Here is a 17,721-nt window from a genome sequence, read left to right on the forward strand (position 1 = left end):
GGAGTGGTTTTGGGCTGATAATCATAACACCAGGTTGAGGGCAGTGGTCAATAGAGGAATCAGAGACTTCTTTCGAACCTCTACTGCAGTGGGGCATCGCTTCGTCGAACCGGTGCTCGAATCCTCATGTACTGACGTGTACACTGCGGTTCTGCGCGCCATTTCTCCTCGCGCTGCTCTCACTGGAGCGAGTTTCGAAAGAAGTCTGGTGTTTTCAACTGGTAAAGGCCAGGTTTACCTGAAATAGCGATTCTACCTGACGGACATAGCGTTTTTTTAGCAACAGCAAGATGACATGATCATCCGATTCAACCACCAGTTGCGGATTTGCCATAAGTAATTTTTCACCCCTTACAACAGCGACAATAGAACAACTGGGAGGTAATTTAATGTCTGATAATTGACGCCCGACAACCTGGGAAGTTAACTGATCGCCGTGAGTAATCAATTCAATCGTTTCAGCCTCGTCATTTTGTAAACGATACACTTTGATCATATTCCCACGTCGTAATTTGGTAAGAATACTGCCGATAGTGATTAATTGCGGGGAAATGGCATGATCAATTGGGCTGTCTTCAATAAGTTCGACATAGGCATTGCGATTAACCAACGCAATGGCATGGCGTGCTCCCAGACGCTTGGCCTGCAAACAGGACATGATGTTAGCTTCATCATCGTTGGTGACAGCACAGAATACATCGGTAAACTCAATATTTTCACTCACGAGCAGATCGCGATCGGCAATATCACCTTGTAAAACAGTCCCTTTATGCAATTGAGAGGCTAATTTACTGGCATGGGCCAAATTGCGATCGATCACCTTGATACGGTATTTTTTTTCCAATGCCTGGGCCAGCTTGGTCCCGATGTGTCCACCACCTGCAATCATAATGCGGCGATTGGGATGGGTATAACGTCCCAGGGCGATAAGGAGCTGTTGAATTGCCGGGGGCGAGGCCACGAAAAGAACATCATCATCGGCCATAATTTCACAATCACCCTGTGGGGCAATAGCAATTTTATCGCGAAAAATCGCAACCACTCGCGTTTCAATGGGCTTCAAATGTTGATAAAGCTGCTCAACAGTTTTACCTACCATCACGCCGGCGGACTGGGGTTTAATAGTAACCAGTAAAACCTTTCCTTCAGCAAATTCGAGAACTTGGGTAACACCTGGGTAGTCAATTAAATTTTCAATATGTTCGGTTACCAGTTTTTCTGGGCTAATACATACATCAACAGGCACATGTTCATTGCAAAATAATTGGGGGTAATCGTAATAATAGCGCGAGCGGATGCGGGCAATTTTTGTGGGGGTGCGAAACAAGCTATAGGCAATTTGGCAGCCCATCATATTAATTTCATCGCTATCAGTGACTGCAATTATCATGTCCGCCTGTTCTATACCCGCAGTAATGAGAATATTCGGGTGGGCAGCTGAACCCAGTACTGTTTTGATATCAAGCTTATGCTGTAATTCGCGCAAGCGATCCTCATTAAGATCGACCAGCGTGATATCATTGTCTTCACGCGCCAGATTACGTGCCAGTGTCCCTCCAACCTGTCCAGCCCCTAGAATAACTATACGCATGACATTAATACTCCTTCATAGACGAAGGTTGCAGGGCCTCTTAGATAGATAGGGCCGTTGATATCCGGCCAATCAACAATCAATTCCCCACCAGGCAGCGTAATATGAATTTGAGGTGCAAGCTGGTGATAAAGTCTGCCGATTGCTGCAGCAGCGACGGCACCACTACCACAGGCTTGGGTTTCACCACAGCCACGTTCATAAACGCGTAAACGAATGTGATTGCTGCCAATCAGTTGCATGAAGCCAGCATTGCATTGCTCGGGAAACAAGGAATGCTCACTAATTTCTTTTCCCAGACGGTCTATTGCTATTTCAGCAAGATTGTTTACGACACTGACTGCGTGAGGGTTACCTACACTTAAGGCATGTACTTGCCAGAGTGTACCGTCGTTGAGTGGTAACGAATAGAAAGGGGCTTGGTGTTTTACTTTCAGAGGAATCGCGTCAGGCACAAGATTAGGTTGTCCCATATTAACGGTAACCGTTTGATCGTCATGCAACGCTAGTTGCATTTTGGTCGTACAGGTTGCAACGGTTATTCTTTTTTTAGTGGTTAAACCATAATGAAAAACAAAACGAGCCAGACAACGGGCACCATTACCACATTGCCCCACCTCCTGCCCATCCGCATTAAAAATGCGATAAAAAAAATCAACGCCTGTTTCTTTGCTGGTTTCAACGAGTAAACATTGGTCAAAACCGACTCCTGTATCACGTTTGGCAAGGAGGGCAATTTGTTGCGGAGATAAATCGACTTGCTGGCGAATAGCATCGATCACCATGAAGTCATTCCCTAAACCGTGCATCTTGGTAAATTGAATAGTCATTTAGCGGCTCATTAATTCATTGTGGCAACTAGGATTTCTTTGCTGTTTGCGTATCAGTAGGCAGATAGAGAGGGCCTTTTTGCCCGCAAGCTGATAATACCAAGGATGCCCAAATAATAAGTATAATGGTAAGCAAGCGCATCATGCATAATCTGCAATAATAAATAACAGAGTATAGTGAATTCATAATGAAAGCGCTATTAGGGACGGTTGACATTTCTGCTATCCAGACCGAAAAGCGTCGATTTGCCAGGCCTACGCGGCTCATTGACTCTCCTGTAAACGGTGCTGCGCTGCGCGTAAATCAACGCTTTTAGACTCAATCTGGCGAAATGTTAATCGACCCAGGAGTTTCGAAAGAGGTCTATTGCTATAGGGAAGCGCTTTGGTGATAATTTGAGTTTTTTTGTCGGAGCTATGTTGAACGTTTATGTAAAAGAGCCAACACATCAGGCGAAAGCTTGTATGATTTGGATGCACGGTTTAGGGGCTGATTCCTCTGATATGGCTGGTTTGGTGGAAGAATTGCCGCTTAATGATGTGGCCCTTCGTCATGTTTTTATCGATGCCCCTGTTCGACCCGTTACTATTAATAATGGTATGTCAATGCGTGCCTGGTACGATATTCTTGGCATGGAGCTGACGGATCGCGAAGATCAAAAAGGGATTTTAGCGTCGCAGAATTATATTCGCCAAATTATTGATGCACAGATCAAGGAAGGATTTTCGTCAGATCAAATTATGCTGGCTGGCTTTTCTCAAGGCGGTGCAATGGCTTTATATACAGCCTTGAATCTGGAAACACCAATTGCAGCTGTGGTTGCTCTCTCTGCTTATTTGCCGTTGGCGGCTCAGTGTACTCCCGTTCTTGCCAAAAAGACGCCGATGTTTCTTGCGGGGGGACGGTATGATTCTATTGTTTTACCTGTCTGGACGAAGCAAACAGCGGCTTGGTTAACTACGACAGGGTATGAAAACGTAACACTCCATGAATATCCTATGGATCATGCTATCTGTGCTGAAGAAATTGATGATCTGGCTCGTTGGATAAGAACTCAAGTAAAAGGAGACTTTTGATGACTGTTGTAAAAAAATCCCGTGTGGTTCCTTTTGCATGTGAGCAAATGTATGGCCTGGTTAATAATGTCGAGCAATATGCCGATTTTTTACCTTATTGCTCACAAAGCCTGGTACATCATCGCGATGAGGATGAAGTACAGGCAACCTTAGTTATTTCAGCTGCTGGAATGAGTAAATCATTTACTACTCGTAATCGTTTGCAGGCTAACAAGATGATTGAAATTCGTTTGGTCGATGGGCCCTTTAGCCATCTGGAGGGGTTTTGGCGTTTTGATGAAGTTCCGGAAGGTTGTAAAGTGTCATTTGATTTGGAATTTGAATTTGCCGGCCGTATGTTTTCAATGCTTTTAGGTCCAGTCTTTGAACAAGTTACCGACAAGATGGTAGATGCCTTTTGCGATCGCGCTGAGATGCTTTATGGTAAACGTTGAAATTGTTTATATAGCAGCTGATCAGGCAACCATACAATTAAAACTTGCTTTACCAGTGGGAGCAACCGTTGCGGATGCGCTGAAGGAGTCAGGTATTTTTGAGACCCATCCAGAGGTGCAAACATTGCCGATAGGGATTTTTACCAAACGTGTTGCGATGGAGACGGTATTAAAACCAGGCGATCGCCTTGAAATTTACAGGCATTTAACGTTGGACCCGAAAGAGAAAAGAAGACAACGCGCCAAGGCAAAGGATTAACTTGATATCTGTTAGCCGAATCCAGTGATGCCAGGACCCTGGCATCACTGGATACAGTTATTATGGATGATGCTCAATACGCGATAACACGCCATGAGAAAAATACAAGCTTAAGTTGCGTACATGCATACCATTGCCGCCTTTACGCCAGGTATAGGCGTAGTCCCAGCGCTCATTGTTAAAAGTGGGGCTTAGTAAACTGGTCCCCATGAGAATTGCAACGTCATGTTTACTCATACCTAGTCTTAAACGTTCAATTTTGCTTTGGGGTAATAAATTACCTTGTTGCACAATCCGTCTGGAAAAATCATAGTCCACACAGTGGGTGAGTGTTAAGGTCAACGCGATACTAATGAGAATGGTTCTAATTCGCATTTTTTTTGCCTGTCGTGAAAAATTTCGCCATAATAGCATGCCATCAATAGAAAGACACCTGGATCAAAGGTGTTGAATATCACGCAGAGGAGTGCTTGTGGAAGAGAGCCAGCAATTAAAAGACGCCGGATTAAAGATCACGATGCCCCGCTTGAAAGTATTACAGATTTTAGAGCAATCACGAGATCATCATTTAAGTGCAGAGAGCGTATACAAAGCGTTACTGGATATGGGGGAGGATGTTGGTTTGGCAACGGTTTACCGTGTGCTCACGCAGTTTGAAGCAGCTGGTTTAGTTGCCCGTCATAATTTTGAAGGTGGTCATTCGGTATTTGAACTCAGCCAGGGGGAACATCATGACCATCTGGTCTGTGTAAAATGCGGCAGGGTAGAAGAATTTATTGATGAAATTATCGAGCAACGGCAACGTATGATTGCAGAGGAAGCCAATTTTAAAATGACTGACCATGCTTTGAATATTTATGGTCTGTGCCCAGCTTGTCAGATTCGTTAAGTAGTGTGTTCAGTAAAGACTTAATGTTTATACTTTAAGCTTTTCTTAATCTTTGTATGCTATGCTGGATCGCTGATCAATAAATCAAACGGTATCAAAATTATGATTATTGGAACATTCTGGTCTCAAAAAGACAATAAATGGGTGCGTTTTGTAGAGGAAGATGGCCTGGTACGCGCTGAAAGTGCTTCTGCTCGCGAAGATAATCCTTCCCTGGCAGGAGAATGGAGTCCAGAGGGCGAGGGTATTTGGTCTGTTAATTATAGTCTGGGAGAAGAAGCCCCCCTTAGAAACGAATTTTACCGCGTACAAGATGGTATTCTTTACCATGACACGGGTATAACGAGGTATGGAGTTAAAATAATAGAACACTACCTTCCTTCCGGATGGGGACGATACCCTGAAAGCATGAAGGCAAAATATAATCCCTTTTCAAATGTTCAAGGAGAAGCGGTCGAATTATTAGCTTATGAGCAACTGCCTTTAACGGTTGAAATACAGGAAGAAAGACGGGAAGAAGAGGAGCGGCTTGCTGAAGAGGCTCGGGAGCTAGAGCGTAAGCAGTGGGATGGGATAATAAAAAGTGATTTTTTTAGTCGATTTGTTGATAGTGTAGAGAGTGCATTTACACCAGAGCAAAATGCTTATCTATACCACGAACTTTCCAAGGAGTTACTGTCTTTCCCAATCCGTCATCATGAAACTCCCGCTGATTTTGTAGGGCTATGGTCTTGGGCGTTAGAGGATAGGGAAAGTGATATATACAGGGCAGTAATTAAAGTCGCCTCCACGACTTTTTTGGATGAAGATTTTAATCTTAATCCGGAGAAGGATGAGGAAACGCGTAGATGGTTATTTGAGCATAAAAAAGCGTTTTGTTTGGCCGTCATTAACGCTGGTGTTGGATTCGTATGCGATACTTTTAGTCTGTCTAACCCATTGGAGCAACAACTAGCGGCATTACAGGTGCCTTTGAATGTAGAGGCTCCTGTTTTGGATACACGAATAAAGGTCAATATTGGTCAAGCTATTTATCAGTTTTTCTCTGGTTGGTTAGCTACTATTGCTCAATTCATCCCCACTATTTTTAGCTGGTCAAAGCCGGCTATGAGAGAGGATGTAGCGAGAGAGGATGTAGCGAGAGAGGATGGACCCGAGCAGCATGAGCAGGCTGTCGTTATCGCTCGTAGTATGCAGGAAGGACCTAACTTGGGAGCAGCCTCTTCTCAGGAAAGCTGGTTATCACGCAAAAAGGCAGGTGAGCTAGTTCAGAGTTCAATGAGTTATGTTAGCTCTTTGGGCTCCTTGTTTTGGTCAACTCCTCGACCCACTGATAATGCTCAGAGACATGCACCTCAGCCAGATGGGGAAGAGTCGCAATTCGAGCAGCGCCTCTCATAAGTTGGGAAAGGTGGATAAAAGAGGTTTTACAATTAGAATAGCGCGGAAACCAATTGAATCCTTTGCAAAAATCTGAGTTATAATTAATGCATTATATGTCAACAAGGACGTTGCTATGTACGATGATTTACGTAATCCTTATCATGAGGAAGGATTTCCTGCCTTGCAATTAGGTGGTATTCTTCTTAATGAAGAATTACTTGCTGATTCCCCAGTCAATTTGGTGCTTAAATCCTTAAATCGCCATGGTCTAATTGCTGGTGCAACCGGTAGTGGTAAAACCAAGACCATCCAAGTACTTAGTGAGCAACTTTCCTTACAAGGTGTTCCTAGTTTAGTTATGGATATCAAGGGAGATGTCTCGGGCTTGGCTATGCCAGGGGAGGCTTCTGAGTTTTTATTATCACGCAGCAAATCGTTAAATCTTAGTTATGTTCCACGTGCCTTTCCGGTTGAAATGCTCACTTTAAATGAGTCAACCCAGGAAGGCGTTCCTTTACGCTCAACCATTAGTGATTTTGGTGCAGTCCTGTTTTCCCGCATGCTTGATGTGAATGAAACACAAGCAGGCGTTATCACTGTTCTTTTTGAATATGCAAAAGATAATAAGTTACCCTTGATTGAACTGGCTGATTTTAAAGCGTTGTTACAATTTGCCCAAAGCGATGCCGGTAGCGCAAAAATTGAGGCTTCTTTTGGTTCTGTAGCTACTTCATCAGTGGGGACTATTGTTCGTAAAATTATTGAGCTTGAGGCTCAGGGCGGTGACAAATTTTTTGGCGAGCCAGCATTTAACGTCATGGATTTGGTGCGTACTAATACTCAAGGCCAGGGGATAATTTCAATCTTGCGTTTGTTGGATATGCAAGATAAACCAAAATTATTTTCTACGTTTATGCTGAAGTTATTATCTGATGTTTATCGCGTGATGCCCGAACTCGGTGATCCGCCTAAGCCAAAGCTAATTCTCTTTATTGATGAGGCCCATTTAATTTTCAGTAATGCCAGTAAAGCCTTATTAAGTTTATTGGATACCATGGTTAAATTAATTCGCTCCAAGGGGGTTGGTTTAATTTTTTGTACGCAAACACCCAATGATATTCCCGATGCGGTATTGAGCCAGCTTGGTTTAAAAATACAACATGCCTTACGTGCTTTCACTGCGAAAGATCGCAAGGCGATGAAACTGGTGGCACAAAACTTCCCACCTTCTACGTATTACAATACAGAGCAATTATTGACTGCTTTAGGAATTGGTGAAGCGTTGGTCAGCGGTTTGAATGCCAAAGGAGAGCCGACACCACTTGTTGAATGTTTGATCCGTGCTCCGGAATCACGCATGGGGGTGCTCAACCCGCAGGAGTTAGCTGCTGTTGTGGCGCAATCAACGTTAATCGCTCGCTATGGACAGCGCATAGAACGCGAATCGGCTAAAGAGATACTGGCCAAGCAAGTGGCGAGTGCAACGCAAACAAATACTACCGAGACCACAACCAAGAGAGGCACGGCAGACCCTCAGGAGCCTGGCATGATAGAGCAGATAAGTAAAAATACCTTATTTCGTCAGGTGGTACGGCAAATTATGCGTGATCTAATGCGTTCTTTATTGACTGCTTTAGGCATAAAACGACGTTAGATCGGTGTGAAGAAGAGGCCCTACATCTTTCAGGGCCTGAACGCTCATGTCAGACGCGATTAACTTAATGGTATACCGCGCGAGGTAGTTTTTTGGCCTGGATTATCCAGGATTCAACTTGCGATAAACTTGGCAGCTGGCGCACCAGTCTATTATGTTCATTGGTTGCCTGGAGTGCTTGATGCAAATTGTCCGGGCGACGTTGTGCCAATTCCAGGACTGAATCCACTCCACTGCGTTCTAATAATTCACTATATTCCTCACTGATACCTTTAATGCGTGCCAGATCAGCTTGATTGGTCCATTTCAGGATTAGCTTAGGACTGATACCTGTTTTTTCCGCAATGGTTTGTCGGCCATTGCGATGACCACAAACGTCTAACAATTGAGTTTGGTTTTCAATGCCGGCCGTTTGCAGAAGCGCAGCATATTGTTCGCCAATTCCTTCAATCTCAATTAATTTATGCATGATCACTCCATGATTTGGTGAGTACTCTACTACAAGTATATACCAGCATGAAAATGAGTTAGGAGAACAGCCCGATGTGGCTGCTCCTTAAAAAAAATAAGCTAAGCGTCCAACAACCGAATATAAAAAAGGAAAAAAGGTATTTACAGGGTTTAACTGCGACTCCCCATATCCAGCGGTATAATTTCCAGCGATTTCAGCCATGAGGTGTTCCCCCAAGGGGGTATTTAATCCGACACTGAATGTTGGGCTCAGACGCCAGTCTTCCACCAGTAAATCATCTCGATGTACGCCTGCAACCCCGGCACTGGAAAAAAGTCTAAGGGAAGTATTGTAGATAGGCAGCATAATTTTGCCGGTTAAACTGATTGTTTCCGTTTTAGTAGAAAAGGTTGTCGATTCATTATTCTCAAAGCTGAATAAGCTCGCAGCATCAAATGAGATTTCCGCTTTAGGGTAATGCATATAACTAAATTCGATGGCGAAAGAGCGGGAAAATTCATGTCCAACAAAAGCCCCCCAACCTGCACCGCCTTCTCTGGTATGAATTGGAGTGGAAACATTTAGGGCTAAGTTTTGATTTTCTTGGGAGGGTACTAAGCCGTGCCAAGTCGTTGAAGCATAACCCCCAAGTGCGCCAATATAAAAACGAGGATGAAAGGGAAGCCCTTCTTCACCAGCATGGCTATTCATTGAATACAAATACAAGGGTAACATACTGGCTAGTAACAAATTTCTGACAATCACAATAAACACTCTCTCTCTTATCTCCTCATTTCTTTCCTAAGAAAGGAGGAGATAACTTAGCTAACAAAATTATTGGCAGGCCTTACTGCAAATCCGGCCTGGAGAATTAACTCTACCAAACAGATAGCAATTCCAGTTATCCATACAATCCTGAGGGGTCGTATACTTCTGGCGGTCACAAGCTGTTTGAAGAGAACCATATATAATTAACAATCGTGCGTATAGCTTTCTCACATCTTGACACATTCCAGATGGAAGTCCCGAGGATGTGCAGTAACAGGCAGCTACGGATTTAAACGATGAGCAAAAGTTCGCATCGTTTGTAGGTAAAGCTCTATCACATGCCACTGCAGTTTGAACAAACAGATAGGCAGTGATGATAATAAAAAACTTTCTTATCATCCTTGCTCCTTGATAATTTAATGATTTTCCTCAAGACTTTATCAGAATTCAGCTTAAGCACAAAACATTGATTGATCTTTTGGATAATATTGTTTGGTATCCTCTTTCATAATTCGCAGGATTTCTTTGGCAAGCCTCTCACGAAAATCGGTAGTCAAATTGGCTGAAATAGCCATATGGGGTCTGTTATCGGCCATACGCAGAAAGCAAATATCGAGAAAATTGTCTACTTCCAATAAATCATATTGATAATTGTTTACATTTTGTGTTTTTAATCCAAATAACGAGGTACTCTCCCTTTCTGAGATTAAAAAATCACTATGCATATTGATATTGATGAGAAAATTATTACCTTTAAAAGAACTTAAACGGCCACAGCAGTTGAGAATTTTTCGGTTTAATTGAAGGGTAGGGAATAAACAACTATATAACCAGGTTAATAGTTTGACACCATATTCTTTAATTTTTTTAGGTTCTCGAAAGGTGCCTATACTGGCGAGCTTTACCAAATTAGAACATTTTTGATAAGGGCTGGTAGTCATGATCGATTCATGAACCTGTTTGCAGACCGAGTTTAAGGTAGATTGTTTGTTAATCTGCGCCTTAATTAGCTCCAGCTCCAAGAAGCAACCGATGGTCTTGTCATATTTATGATCATCGCGAGTAGATTTAACTTTAGTAATACAGATGGAAGAATGTGCATTGAGCTTATAGCCACAACAATTACGCAGCGCTAACAAAAGTACACTACTCAAACCATCGTTAAGGCTTATATGGTTATGAGCACAGAATAGTCGCAGATTTTGCAGTGCCTCCTGAGAGATTTCTGTGTAGGTTGAATAAGGAGTTTTTCTTTTCTTCATATTGGCTACAACATATTCCGCGGGAAAGGTAAATAAAGAAGCATCCTCCAAATAGTCCTCCCAGAACATTAAGTCGCGATTAAAATAAGTTTGAATATAGGCTTGTTCTTTGAATATATATTCTCGATAACGGGTGTCTCTGTCCAAAGAGGGCGACTGAGCAGATAAGTAAAAATTGGATAAGTCAGCGAGCAAGATTGCAGGTGAAACATGATCAGAAATAATATGAGGCATACAAAGTTGGATTTCTGTATTTCTGCCCTTTAAATAAAATAAACGAACCATTATCAGCGGTTGATTTTTAGGCCAAGGATAGAGTGCCCTTAACTCATTGAAGGAAGTCTCTAAAACAATCTCGCTTTCTTTCTCAGACAGCGAGGCGAGATTTTTTACTGCGATCTCAGGAGGACGATTTTTCTGGAGAGACTGGACAGGCCGAAAAGAGAATACTCGGTAGCATAGGGTTTCATGTTTTCTAATAATCAAAGCCAAGGCAGCATTTAGTTTTTCCAAATCCAACATCCCTTGCACACGTTCTCGCGCGCAGACATTTAATTTTTTGGCCTTCGATTCAAAGGTATTTGATAGCCATAAAGTGAATTGGAAATCACTCAATGGCAACTGACTTTTATCTTTATAAGTCTCTGTATTAATATCTGTTTGCTGCCTTACTTCCTGTAATTGATCGAGCAAGCTGGCCACCGCTGCGATGGTTGGCTTCTGATAAAAATTTTGTAAACTGATTTCTTTTCCTAGAGCGTGATTGATGGTTGTAATAATTCTTGCTGCCGACAAAGAGTGTCCTCCCAAATCAAAAAAATCATCATGAATACCAATTGGTTTTATACCTAGTTCCTCCGACCAAATTTCAGCAATTATTTTCTCCAGAGGTGTCTGTGGTGCCACCTGTCCTATGGTTGGAGTGAAGGAGGGAGCAGGCAAGGCGAAGGTGTCTAGCTTGTCATTGGCATTGAGTGGAAAGGATTCCATGCTGACAAAACAAGAGGGAATCATGAAGTCAGGCAAGTACAGCTTTAAATATTGCCGCAGTTCATTGTCACTTACAGCCTGATTTTTATCTTTCAAAATGTAATAAGCGACTAATATTTTCTCCTTGCGATAGCCATCGGCAGTAATGACTACGGCGGATTTGAGCTGGTGATGAGCCGCTAAACAGTGTTCAATCTCGGCTGGTTCTACGCGAAAGCCTCGTATCTTTATCTGATGATCGATCCTTCCGATGCACTCCAGTTCCCCCTTCGGTAGGCGGCGGCATAAATCGCCGGTTTTGTACAAGCGGGCATTGGGGGCATTGTTGAAAGGGTCTTTAATAAAGTATCGCTCTGTTAATGTCTTATTGTTTAAATATCCACGGGCTAGACAACAACCGCCCAGATAAAGTTCACCGGTCTCTCCCTCAGCAACAGGTAGGCCAGTTTCATCAAGGAGATAAGATTGGCAATTAGGAACCAACATACCAATAGGTACATTTGCTCCCAGCCTGGAAATATTTTTAGAATCAATTTGATATAGACAAACAGCCACACTGGTTTCCGTAGGACCATATTCATTAAACAAACGATGTTTGGGATAAAAACTCAACCAGGCTGCACAATCACTAGCGGCTAAACTTTCTCCTGCCAACATGATTTTTTGCAGATGATGAAGAGGCCAGCATTTCATTTTTAGCTGATGTAACAATACTCTAAAATAACTGGGCGTTAATTTAATGAAATTGACTTGACTGGTGACAAGATAATTCAGATACAGGCCAGGATCTTTTTTAACTTTATCTTCACAAATCACAACCGTTAAGCCAATTGTTAAGGGGACAAGCGAGGTTGTTAGCGCAAAATCAAACGAAGGATTGGAAGAAAAATCAACCAATTGTTGTGTGTTTAACGAGCAAAAATCAGCAAACCACTCCGCGTAATTGACAACCCCCTCATGCTCGATGAGTACCCCTTTAGGCTTACCAGTTGAACCAGACGTATAAATTATATAAGCCAGGTGATGAGGGGACGTTACTGATTGAGGATTATCTGGTGATTGCTTGCGAAATTCTTCCTCTTCATTAAAAACAAGGGTTTTTCCCTGGTATCGAGACAATTTTCTTTTCCATTCACTCGTCGTAATGAGAATGGACGTTGATCCTTCATGTAAAATGAGTAATAACCGCTCTTCCGGAGATGACGGATCTAAAGGAATATAGGCTCCCCCTGCCTTTAGAATTGCCATAATCGCAATAAGAAAATCGATGGAGCGATTCATGCAGAGGGCAACTTGCGTTTCTGCGGTCACGCCCAATGTCCGCAAATAATGGGCTAGCTGATTTGCCCTCTGATTTAATTGCGCGTAACTAATGGACTGTCTTCCAAAAATAGCTGCAATTTTTTGTGGTCTTTGTTTAACTTGTAGCTCAAACATTTCATGCAGGGTATTGGCTGTTTTCCTTTTCAATTTTTCTTCCTTCCTATCAAAGTAACCTAGACTCCACTTTCTATTATTATAGTTTTGGCAAAATCCTATCTAGCCATCTAGGCAGGTACCAATTCCATTCTTTAAGCAATACCATCGTGGAGGGAACGAGGAGCGTCCGAATTAAAAAAGCATCCACAAAAATCGCCACTGCGATGCCAAGCCCAAAGGCTTTCACCATTAATACATCGGCAACTAAAAATGAACCGCAAATGAAGATAACGATCAGTGCGGCACTGGTAATAATGCGACTGCTCCGCTCAATGCCCGAAATAATACTTTTATTGTTATGATGACCATTTTTTTCATAAGCCTCTTTTATTCGCGATAAGAGAAAAACCTCATAGTCCATCGAGAACCCAAAGAGGGCGCAAAAGATGATGACTAAAAGACTGATATCCAACATTCCCTGTGGTTCAAAATTAAGGTATTTCGCTAAATAACCATCCTGAAATACGAGTACAAGCGCACCATAGCAGGCACTAAGACTTAATAAATTCATGAGAATGGCTTTAATAGGGATAAATAAAGAACGCAATAGCAGAAGTAAAATGAGATAAGTGAAAACCATAATCCATAACAAAGCCCAAGGTAAAATCTGGGAAATACGGTTTAAAACATCCACGTTGATGGCCGGTGTCCCAGTAATTTCCATAGTCAGTCCAGAAGACACTTGGGTGTTTCTTAGAGTCTTAACCAGTTGTATGGTTTGAGCGTCATTGCTCTGATAATTGCTACTCACATTTAATACAGCAAAAGAATAGCCTGTCGTTGTTGCTAATAATTTTTTTATATTAGCAGCCAAAAACTTCTTAGGCGTGGAATAGAGGTTGATATATTGTTTCTTGGTTAATTTCCCATCAGAGGAGACGACGCCGCTAATCTCGTCAATAGAGGGATGGTCTTTTAGTTTTTGTACTAAAGTATAGATTTTGGAAAGACTATCTTGCGACAAAATATAATGATGGGGAGATTGAACTAATAACAAAATTGGGGTTAATGATTTGACATCAAATTCTTCTTCGTAGGTATTAAAAAACTGTCGGCTCTCGGACTCTTTGGGAGTAATGCGATAATCTGATACGCCAAATTTGGCCGACAAGAATGGATAACCAAGCAGGAGCAATAAAATAAGAATCGGGAAAAAAAAGTATAAAGGATGAGCAACAACTTTTTCTGCCAGCCAACGCCAGGCAGGTGAGCTATGCTCCTTCTTTCTTCCGGGCAGATGGATCGAAAAAAGATTAATTTTGTTTTTGAGAACAGCAAGAAAAGCTGGGAGTACGATGACCGCAGTAATTACTGCAACCACCACGGCAACGATCCCGCCAACAGCCATAGAAAATAAAATATTAATAGGGAAAAGAAATAAAGCACTGATACTGATAAGAACGGCTAGGCCACTGAAAAAAATAGCTTTTCCCGCTGTTTCTGCAGTAATGGCAATGGCTTCGCTTACATCGATGCCATTATGTAATTCTTCGCGAAAGCGACTGATGATAAATAGAGAATAATCCAGACTCAGGCAGAGACCTAACAATAAAGCAATATTCAAGGTATACACCGAGAGAGTCCAGGATTCTCCTAAAATATAAAGGGCGGTAAGGATTATGAGCGCGCATCCGCCTCCCAAAAGAATAGGCAGCAAAGCGGCAGTCAGGGAGCCAAAAACGACTAACAAGGTAATAATTGCCACCGGTGTTGCGATAAAATCGGCCTTATAGAGATCATGCTGAGTCTCTTTATTGATCTCTCTAACAAAAATAGCCTGCCCGCCCATTTCAATAGTCATATTGGATGGTTTTTTTATTGCAGCTGTAAATTTGGCTAGCGTGTTCGCATTAAGAGGTTCCTGGCTTTTAACAATGACGACGACATAGGCAGAATGCTTATCCTTGGAAATTTGATGTTTGTTGTCTGAGGGGAGGAAAATGTCATGTTTAATAGGGAAATTTTCCAAACCCGAAAGAGATTGATTGATTTTCTTATTAAATAGGGATTGGTCAGCCCGAAGAGTTTTACTCTGATAGATAATCAGAAATTTATTAGCGCTATCGTAACCCAGCTTCTTATCGATATATTCCTGGGTCTTGGCACTTTGTGAATTCTCATCTTTAAAACCGGTTGTTTTAAAAGGAGCAACAATGTGGATGAGCAGAGGAACACAGGCCAGGATTATAATCACCCATAGGATGATGAGATACCAGCGCAGCGGGTAGATTTTACTCCCTAACTTGTAAAATAAGTGTTTTTTCATCATCCTTTAAGCGCCCCACTCAGCACTTGGTTTAAAATGGTCTAATTCAACTGTAGCCATAGACTTTTTTGTAATAAATTGCGTTGGGTTATCCAGAAATCTCTCTTTATAGCGAGGGGTTTGGGGATGTTGTGTTTGACAGTTTTTCCCTAACTCCATGTTTTTATTCCATTAGTGTAGAGACATATAAATTTAGTGTAGTTAAATGGTGCGGTTTGTCAAAATTAAACTCATTTTTAGCGATAGGCTTAAGCGGTTGAATGAAGTTGCTTGCCAAATTTTCTTTGCTGATTAAAATTTGCCTTTTTTGAATCACGAATAAATGGCTATGGAAAAGACAGAAGAAAAGCACTGGTCCAAAATAGAATATTTACATCAGCATGTTAAAAATCCCAATATCCATATCAAAGGAACGCATAGCTACTACAGTGATGCATGGACGGGGAGTTTTGAGGAAACCGTAGTCCGATATCTTTATGGAGATGAATACAGTCTAAAAAATTGGCAGCCGCAATGGCCAATTGATCAACTTTATGTTGGTAATTATGTTTGTATTGCTGCCGAGGTCATTATTATGTTGGGCGGAAATCATAATCACCGTACAGATTGGTTTTGTCTTTATCCTTTTGCAGACAGGTATGTTGATGCCTATGAAGGGAAGGGAGATACAGTGATTAAGGATGGTGTTTGGCTCGGAATGCGTTCAATAATTATGCCGGGTGTCACTATTGGAGAAGGGGCGATAATAGCTGCAAATACCATTGTGACCAGGGATATTGAGCCTTATAGCATCGTGGCCGGAAGTCCTGGCAAAATAATAAAAAAGCGCTTCGCGCAAGACATCATTGAACGAATCCTAAAGTTGGACATTTATTCTTGGCACGAGGATAAATTTAATGTCTTAAAAAACCATATTTGTAGCAATGACATAGCAGCATTGGAGCAAGCGAGCAGGGAGTATGATGCTACTCAAGTCGCTATTTAATTAAAAACGATTAGAGCAGCAACCAGGATTAGTATAGAGGCTTCTACTCTGCTGTCTGATTGGAATCGAGAATTTATACAATTGCAAATTAGCCTTATTAGCGGGGGCGCATGGGCTCTTTTGGGCAAATTTTGCTCTCTACGCATATAATTAAATTATTCATGACGTGAGATATTATGATGCCTGGAGAAGAGCCTGCAATTATAGATGATGATCCCTTCGCCTATTCCTATGCAAAATATGAGCCCGTATTATCACCACAAAATGTTGTGAATATTGGTCCTGAAGATGGAAATGGTGTTTTTACTTCTGGCATGACGGACTGCGTCGCTTTGTGCTTTCGGATCAAAGATCAGGCTGGGGATATCGTTCGCCTCTCAATGATTCATTTGCCAGGAGGAATTAATGCCGCTCAATTAGAGAGTGATGAAGGAAAAGAAGTCATCCAACAAATGTTAAAACATGCCCCCGAAGGCGCGCAAGTGGAAGTAGTGATTGCCTGGAATAAACAACACTATGATGAGCAACGTGACTATGCGTGGGAATCACGAGGCGGTACCCTGCTTGATAGGCCTTTATTTGATGCCCTGCAAAGCCAGATAGATGATGATGAAAAAAATATTATGCTTACAGACATGACCACTTTTTCTGGTGCACGGCATAATTTAGATGAAAGTGCTTTTAGTTTTTCCCTTAATTTCAATGGAGAGGAAGGGGAATTTAAAAATTGCCATGGCACAAGAGCGTTAGCACCGGATGTTCATGTAAAGTATGATGCGCCGCCTACAAATGGAAGCCGAGCAGTTTACCTGCTTAATTGGGCAATGGGGTTAGGAGACAAAAAAAGATGGGACGAAATTCAAAGCGATATACGAGATTCTACCGATCCAACTTTTGATAAAGCAAAGAAAATGGAATTTGAATTTCCTTTGCAAGATCATGTTCGTCTAAAAGAAATGATGCTCAAGGCTCGAGCAACCAATAACGCCACTCTATGGAGGCAGATAAAAGATGCACTCGTTGATGATATAAAAAATAGCGCCAATAAAGAAGATACAGTTGCTGCACACAAGGAACTATTACAACTGCATTTTAAAAAAGATGATAAAGGTCAATACAATGGCAGTATCTTTTGTCGACTGTTTCAAAATGGTGAATCGACTCACTGGCGTCAAGTCAAACAGTGGGATAGGCCTAATACTCAGCAAATTTCAAGCTCAACAGCAACAACAAAAAACTACAAACAGGATTTAAGGGAGACTCAACAACTACTTGCTGCTGATGACGAGGTTGATAAAACAGAACAACACGTCTCAAAAAAATCTTAGCATTTCATTTTTATTACCTCATTATTATGATCATACTTGGTTTGCCCCCTATTATTAAATCAATTGCTATCATTT

The 17,721-nt window shown here is 41.8% G+C and carries 15 protein-coding genes and 1 pseudogene; 8 read left to right on the plus strand and 8 right to left on the minus strand.

Annotated features, from left to right (window positions below):
* Positions 1–214: 214 nt before the first annotated feature.
* Genes trkA through lptM form a run of 3 tightly spaced genes read right to left on the minus strand, consistent with a single transcriptional unit; the run spans position 215 to position 2,566 of the window.
* Positions 215–1,591 carry a Trk system potassium transporter TrkA gene (gene trkA / locus DYC89_RS01960; protein ID WP_115220261.1) on the minus strand — a complete coding sequence of 459 codons (1,377 nt, stop codon included), beginning with the start codon at positions 1,589–1,591 and terminating at the stop codon, positions 215–217.
* Entirely contained in the window at positions 1,582–2,421 is an 840-nt protein-coding gene (dapF, locus tag DYC89_RS01965; protein WP_115220262.1) for a diaminopimelate epimerase, read from the minus strand. Before dapF ends, trkA begins: the two co-directional genes overlap by 10 nt.
* Positions 2,422–2,449: 28 nt before the next feature.
* Entirely contained in the window at positions 2,450–2,566 is a 117-nt protein-coding gene (lptM, locus tag DYC89_RS16910) for an LPS translocon maturation chaperone LptM (RefSeq protein WP_019217873.1), read from the minus strand.
* A gap of 272 nt (positions 2,567–2,838) precedes the next feature.
* Between lptM and DYC89_RS01975 the strand changes: the two genes are divergently transcribed.
* The 3 genes from DYC89_RS01975 to DYC89_RS01985 are packed head-to-tail and all read left to right on the plus strand — an operon-like array spanning position 2,839 to position 4,191.
* Positions 2,839–3,498, plus strand: coding sequence for an alpha/beta hydrolase (locus DYC89_RS01975; protein WP_115220263.1), 660 nt, complete (start codon positions 2,839–2,841; stop codon positions 3,496–3,498).
* Positions 3,498–3,932 (plus strand): type II toxin-antitoxin system RatA family toxin, encoded by a 435-nt coding sequence (locus DYC89_RS01980; protein ID WP_115220264.1) that lies wholly within the window; start codon positions 3,498–3,500, stop codon positions 3,930–3,932. Before DYC89_RS01975 ends, DYC89_RS01980 begins: the two co-directional genes overlap by 1 nt.
* The gene (locus tag DYC89_RS01985; RefSeq protein WP_115220265.1) at positions 3,919–4,191 is read left to right on the plus strand and encodes an RnfH family protein; all 273 of its coding nucleotides are present in this window, start codon (positions 3,919–3,921) and stop codon (positions 4,189–4,191) included. The genes DYC89_RS01980 and DYC89_RS01985 overlap by 14 nt, the downstream gene beginning before the upstream one ends.
* Before the next feature lie 60 nt (positions 4,192–4,251).
* On the opposite strand, the pseudogene DYC89_RS01990 reads toward DYC89_RS01985, so the two are convergent.
* A pseudogene (locus DYC89_RS01990) lies at positions 4,252–4,597 on the minus strand (outer membrane protein assembly factor BamE).
* Positions 4,598–4,663: 66 nt separating this feature from the next.
* Here DYC89_RS01990 and fur point away from each other — a divergent pair.
* The 3 genes from fur (at position 4,664) to DYC89_RS02005 (ending at position 8,117) form a co-directional block, all read left to right on the plus strand.
* Entirely contained in the window at positions 4,664–5,080 is a 417-nt protein-coding gene (gene fur / locus DYC89_RS01995) for a ferric iron uptake transcriptional regulator (RefSeq protein ID WP_115220266.1), read from the plus strand.
* Positions 5,081–5,182: 102 nt separating this feature from the next.
* Complete coding sequence (locus tag DYC89_RS02000) at positions 5,183–6,481, plus strand: hypothetical protein (protein ID WP_115220267.1); 1,299 nt, start codon at positions 5,183–5,185, stop codon at positions 6,479–6,481.
* Between the two features lie 115 nt (positions 6,482–6,596).
* Positions 6,597–8,117: a helicase HerA-like domain-containing protein gene (locus DYC89_RS02005; protein ID WP_115220268.1), complete on the plus strand. Its 1,521-nt coding sequence runs from the start codon at positions 6,597–6,599 to the stop codon at positions 8,115–8,117.
* Positions 8,118–8,181: 64 nt separating this feature from the next.
* Here DYC89_RS02005 and DYC89_RS02010 read toward each other — a convergent pair whose 3' ends face one another.
* The 4 genes from DYC89_RS02010 to DYC89_RS02030 form a co-directional block, all read right to left on the minus strand.
* Positions 8,182–8,586 (minus strand): DUF4332 domain-containing protein, encoded by a 405-nt coding sequence (locus DYC89_RS02010; protein WP_115220269.1) that lies wholly within the window; start codon positions 8,584–8,586, stop codon positions 8,182–8,184.
* An 87-nt stretch (positions 8,587–8,673) separates the two neighbouring features.
* On the minus strand, positions 8,674–9,342 hold the full coding sequence (locus DYC89_RS02015; protein WP_245953928.1) for a hypothetical protein: 669 nt from the start codon (positions 9,340–9,342) through the stop codon (positions 8,674–8,676).
* Between the two features lie 446 nt (positions 9,343–9,788).
* Positions 9,789–13,058 (minus strand): non-ribosomal peptide synthetase, encoded by a 3,270-nt coding sequence (locus DYC89_RS02025; RefSeq protein ID WP_115220271.1) that lies wholly within the window; start codon positions 13,056–13,058, stop codon positions 9,789–9,791.
* A 46-nt stretch (positions 13,059–13,104) separates the two neighbouring features.
* Positions 13,105–15,336 (minus strand): MMPL family transporter, encoded by a 2,232-nt coding sequence (locus DYC89_RS02030; RefSeq protein ID WP_115220272.1) that lies wholly within the window; start codon positions 15,334–15,336, stop codon positions 13,105–13,107.
* A gap of 319 nt (positions 15,337–15,655) precedes the next feature.
* On the opposite strand from DYC89_RS02030, the gene DYC89_RS02035 reads away from it, so the two are divergent.
* Together DYC89_RS02035 and DYC89_RS02040 are read left to right on the plus strand one after the other, a co-directional pair.
* Positions 15,656–16,318 carry a CatB-related O-acetyltransferase gene (locus DYC89_RS02035; protein ID WP_245953929.1) on the plus strand — a complete coding sequence of 221 codons (663 nt, stop codon included), beginning with the start codon at positions 15,656–15,658 and terminating at the stop codon, positions 16,316–16,318.
* 176 nt (positions 16,319–16,494) lie between these two features.
* Positions 16,495–17,646, plus strand: a complete 1,152-nt coding sequence (locus tag DYC89_RS02040) for a hypothetical protein (RefSeq protein ID WP_115220273.1) — start codon at positions 16,495–16,497, stop codon at positions 17,644–17,646.
* Positions 17,647–17,721: the final 75 nt, after the last annotated feature.

This window comes from Legionella donaldsonii (assembly GCF_900452385.1).
GTDB classification, from domain to species: domain Bacteria; phylum Pseudomonadota; class Gammaproteobacteria; order Legionellales; family Legionellaceae; genus Tatlockia; species Tatlockia donaldsonii.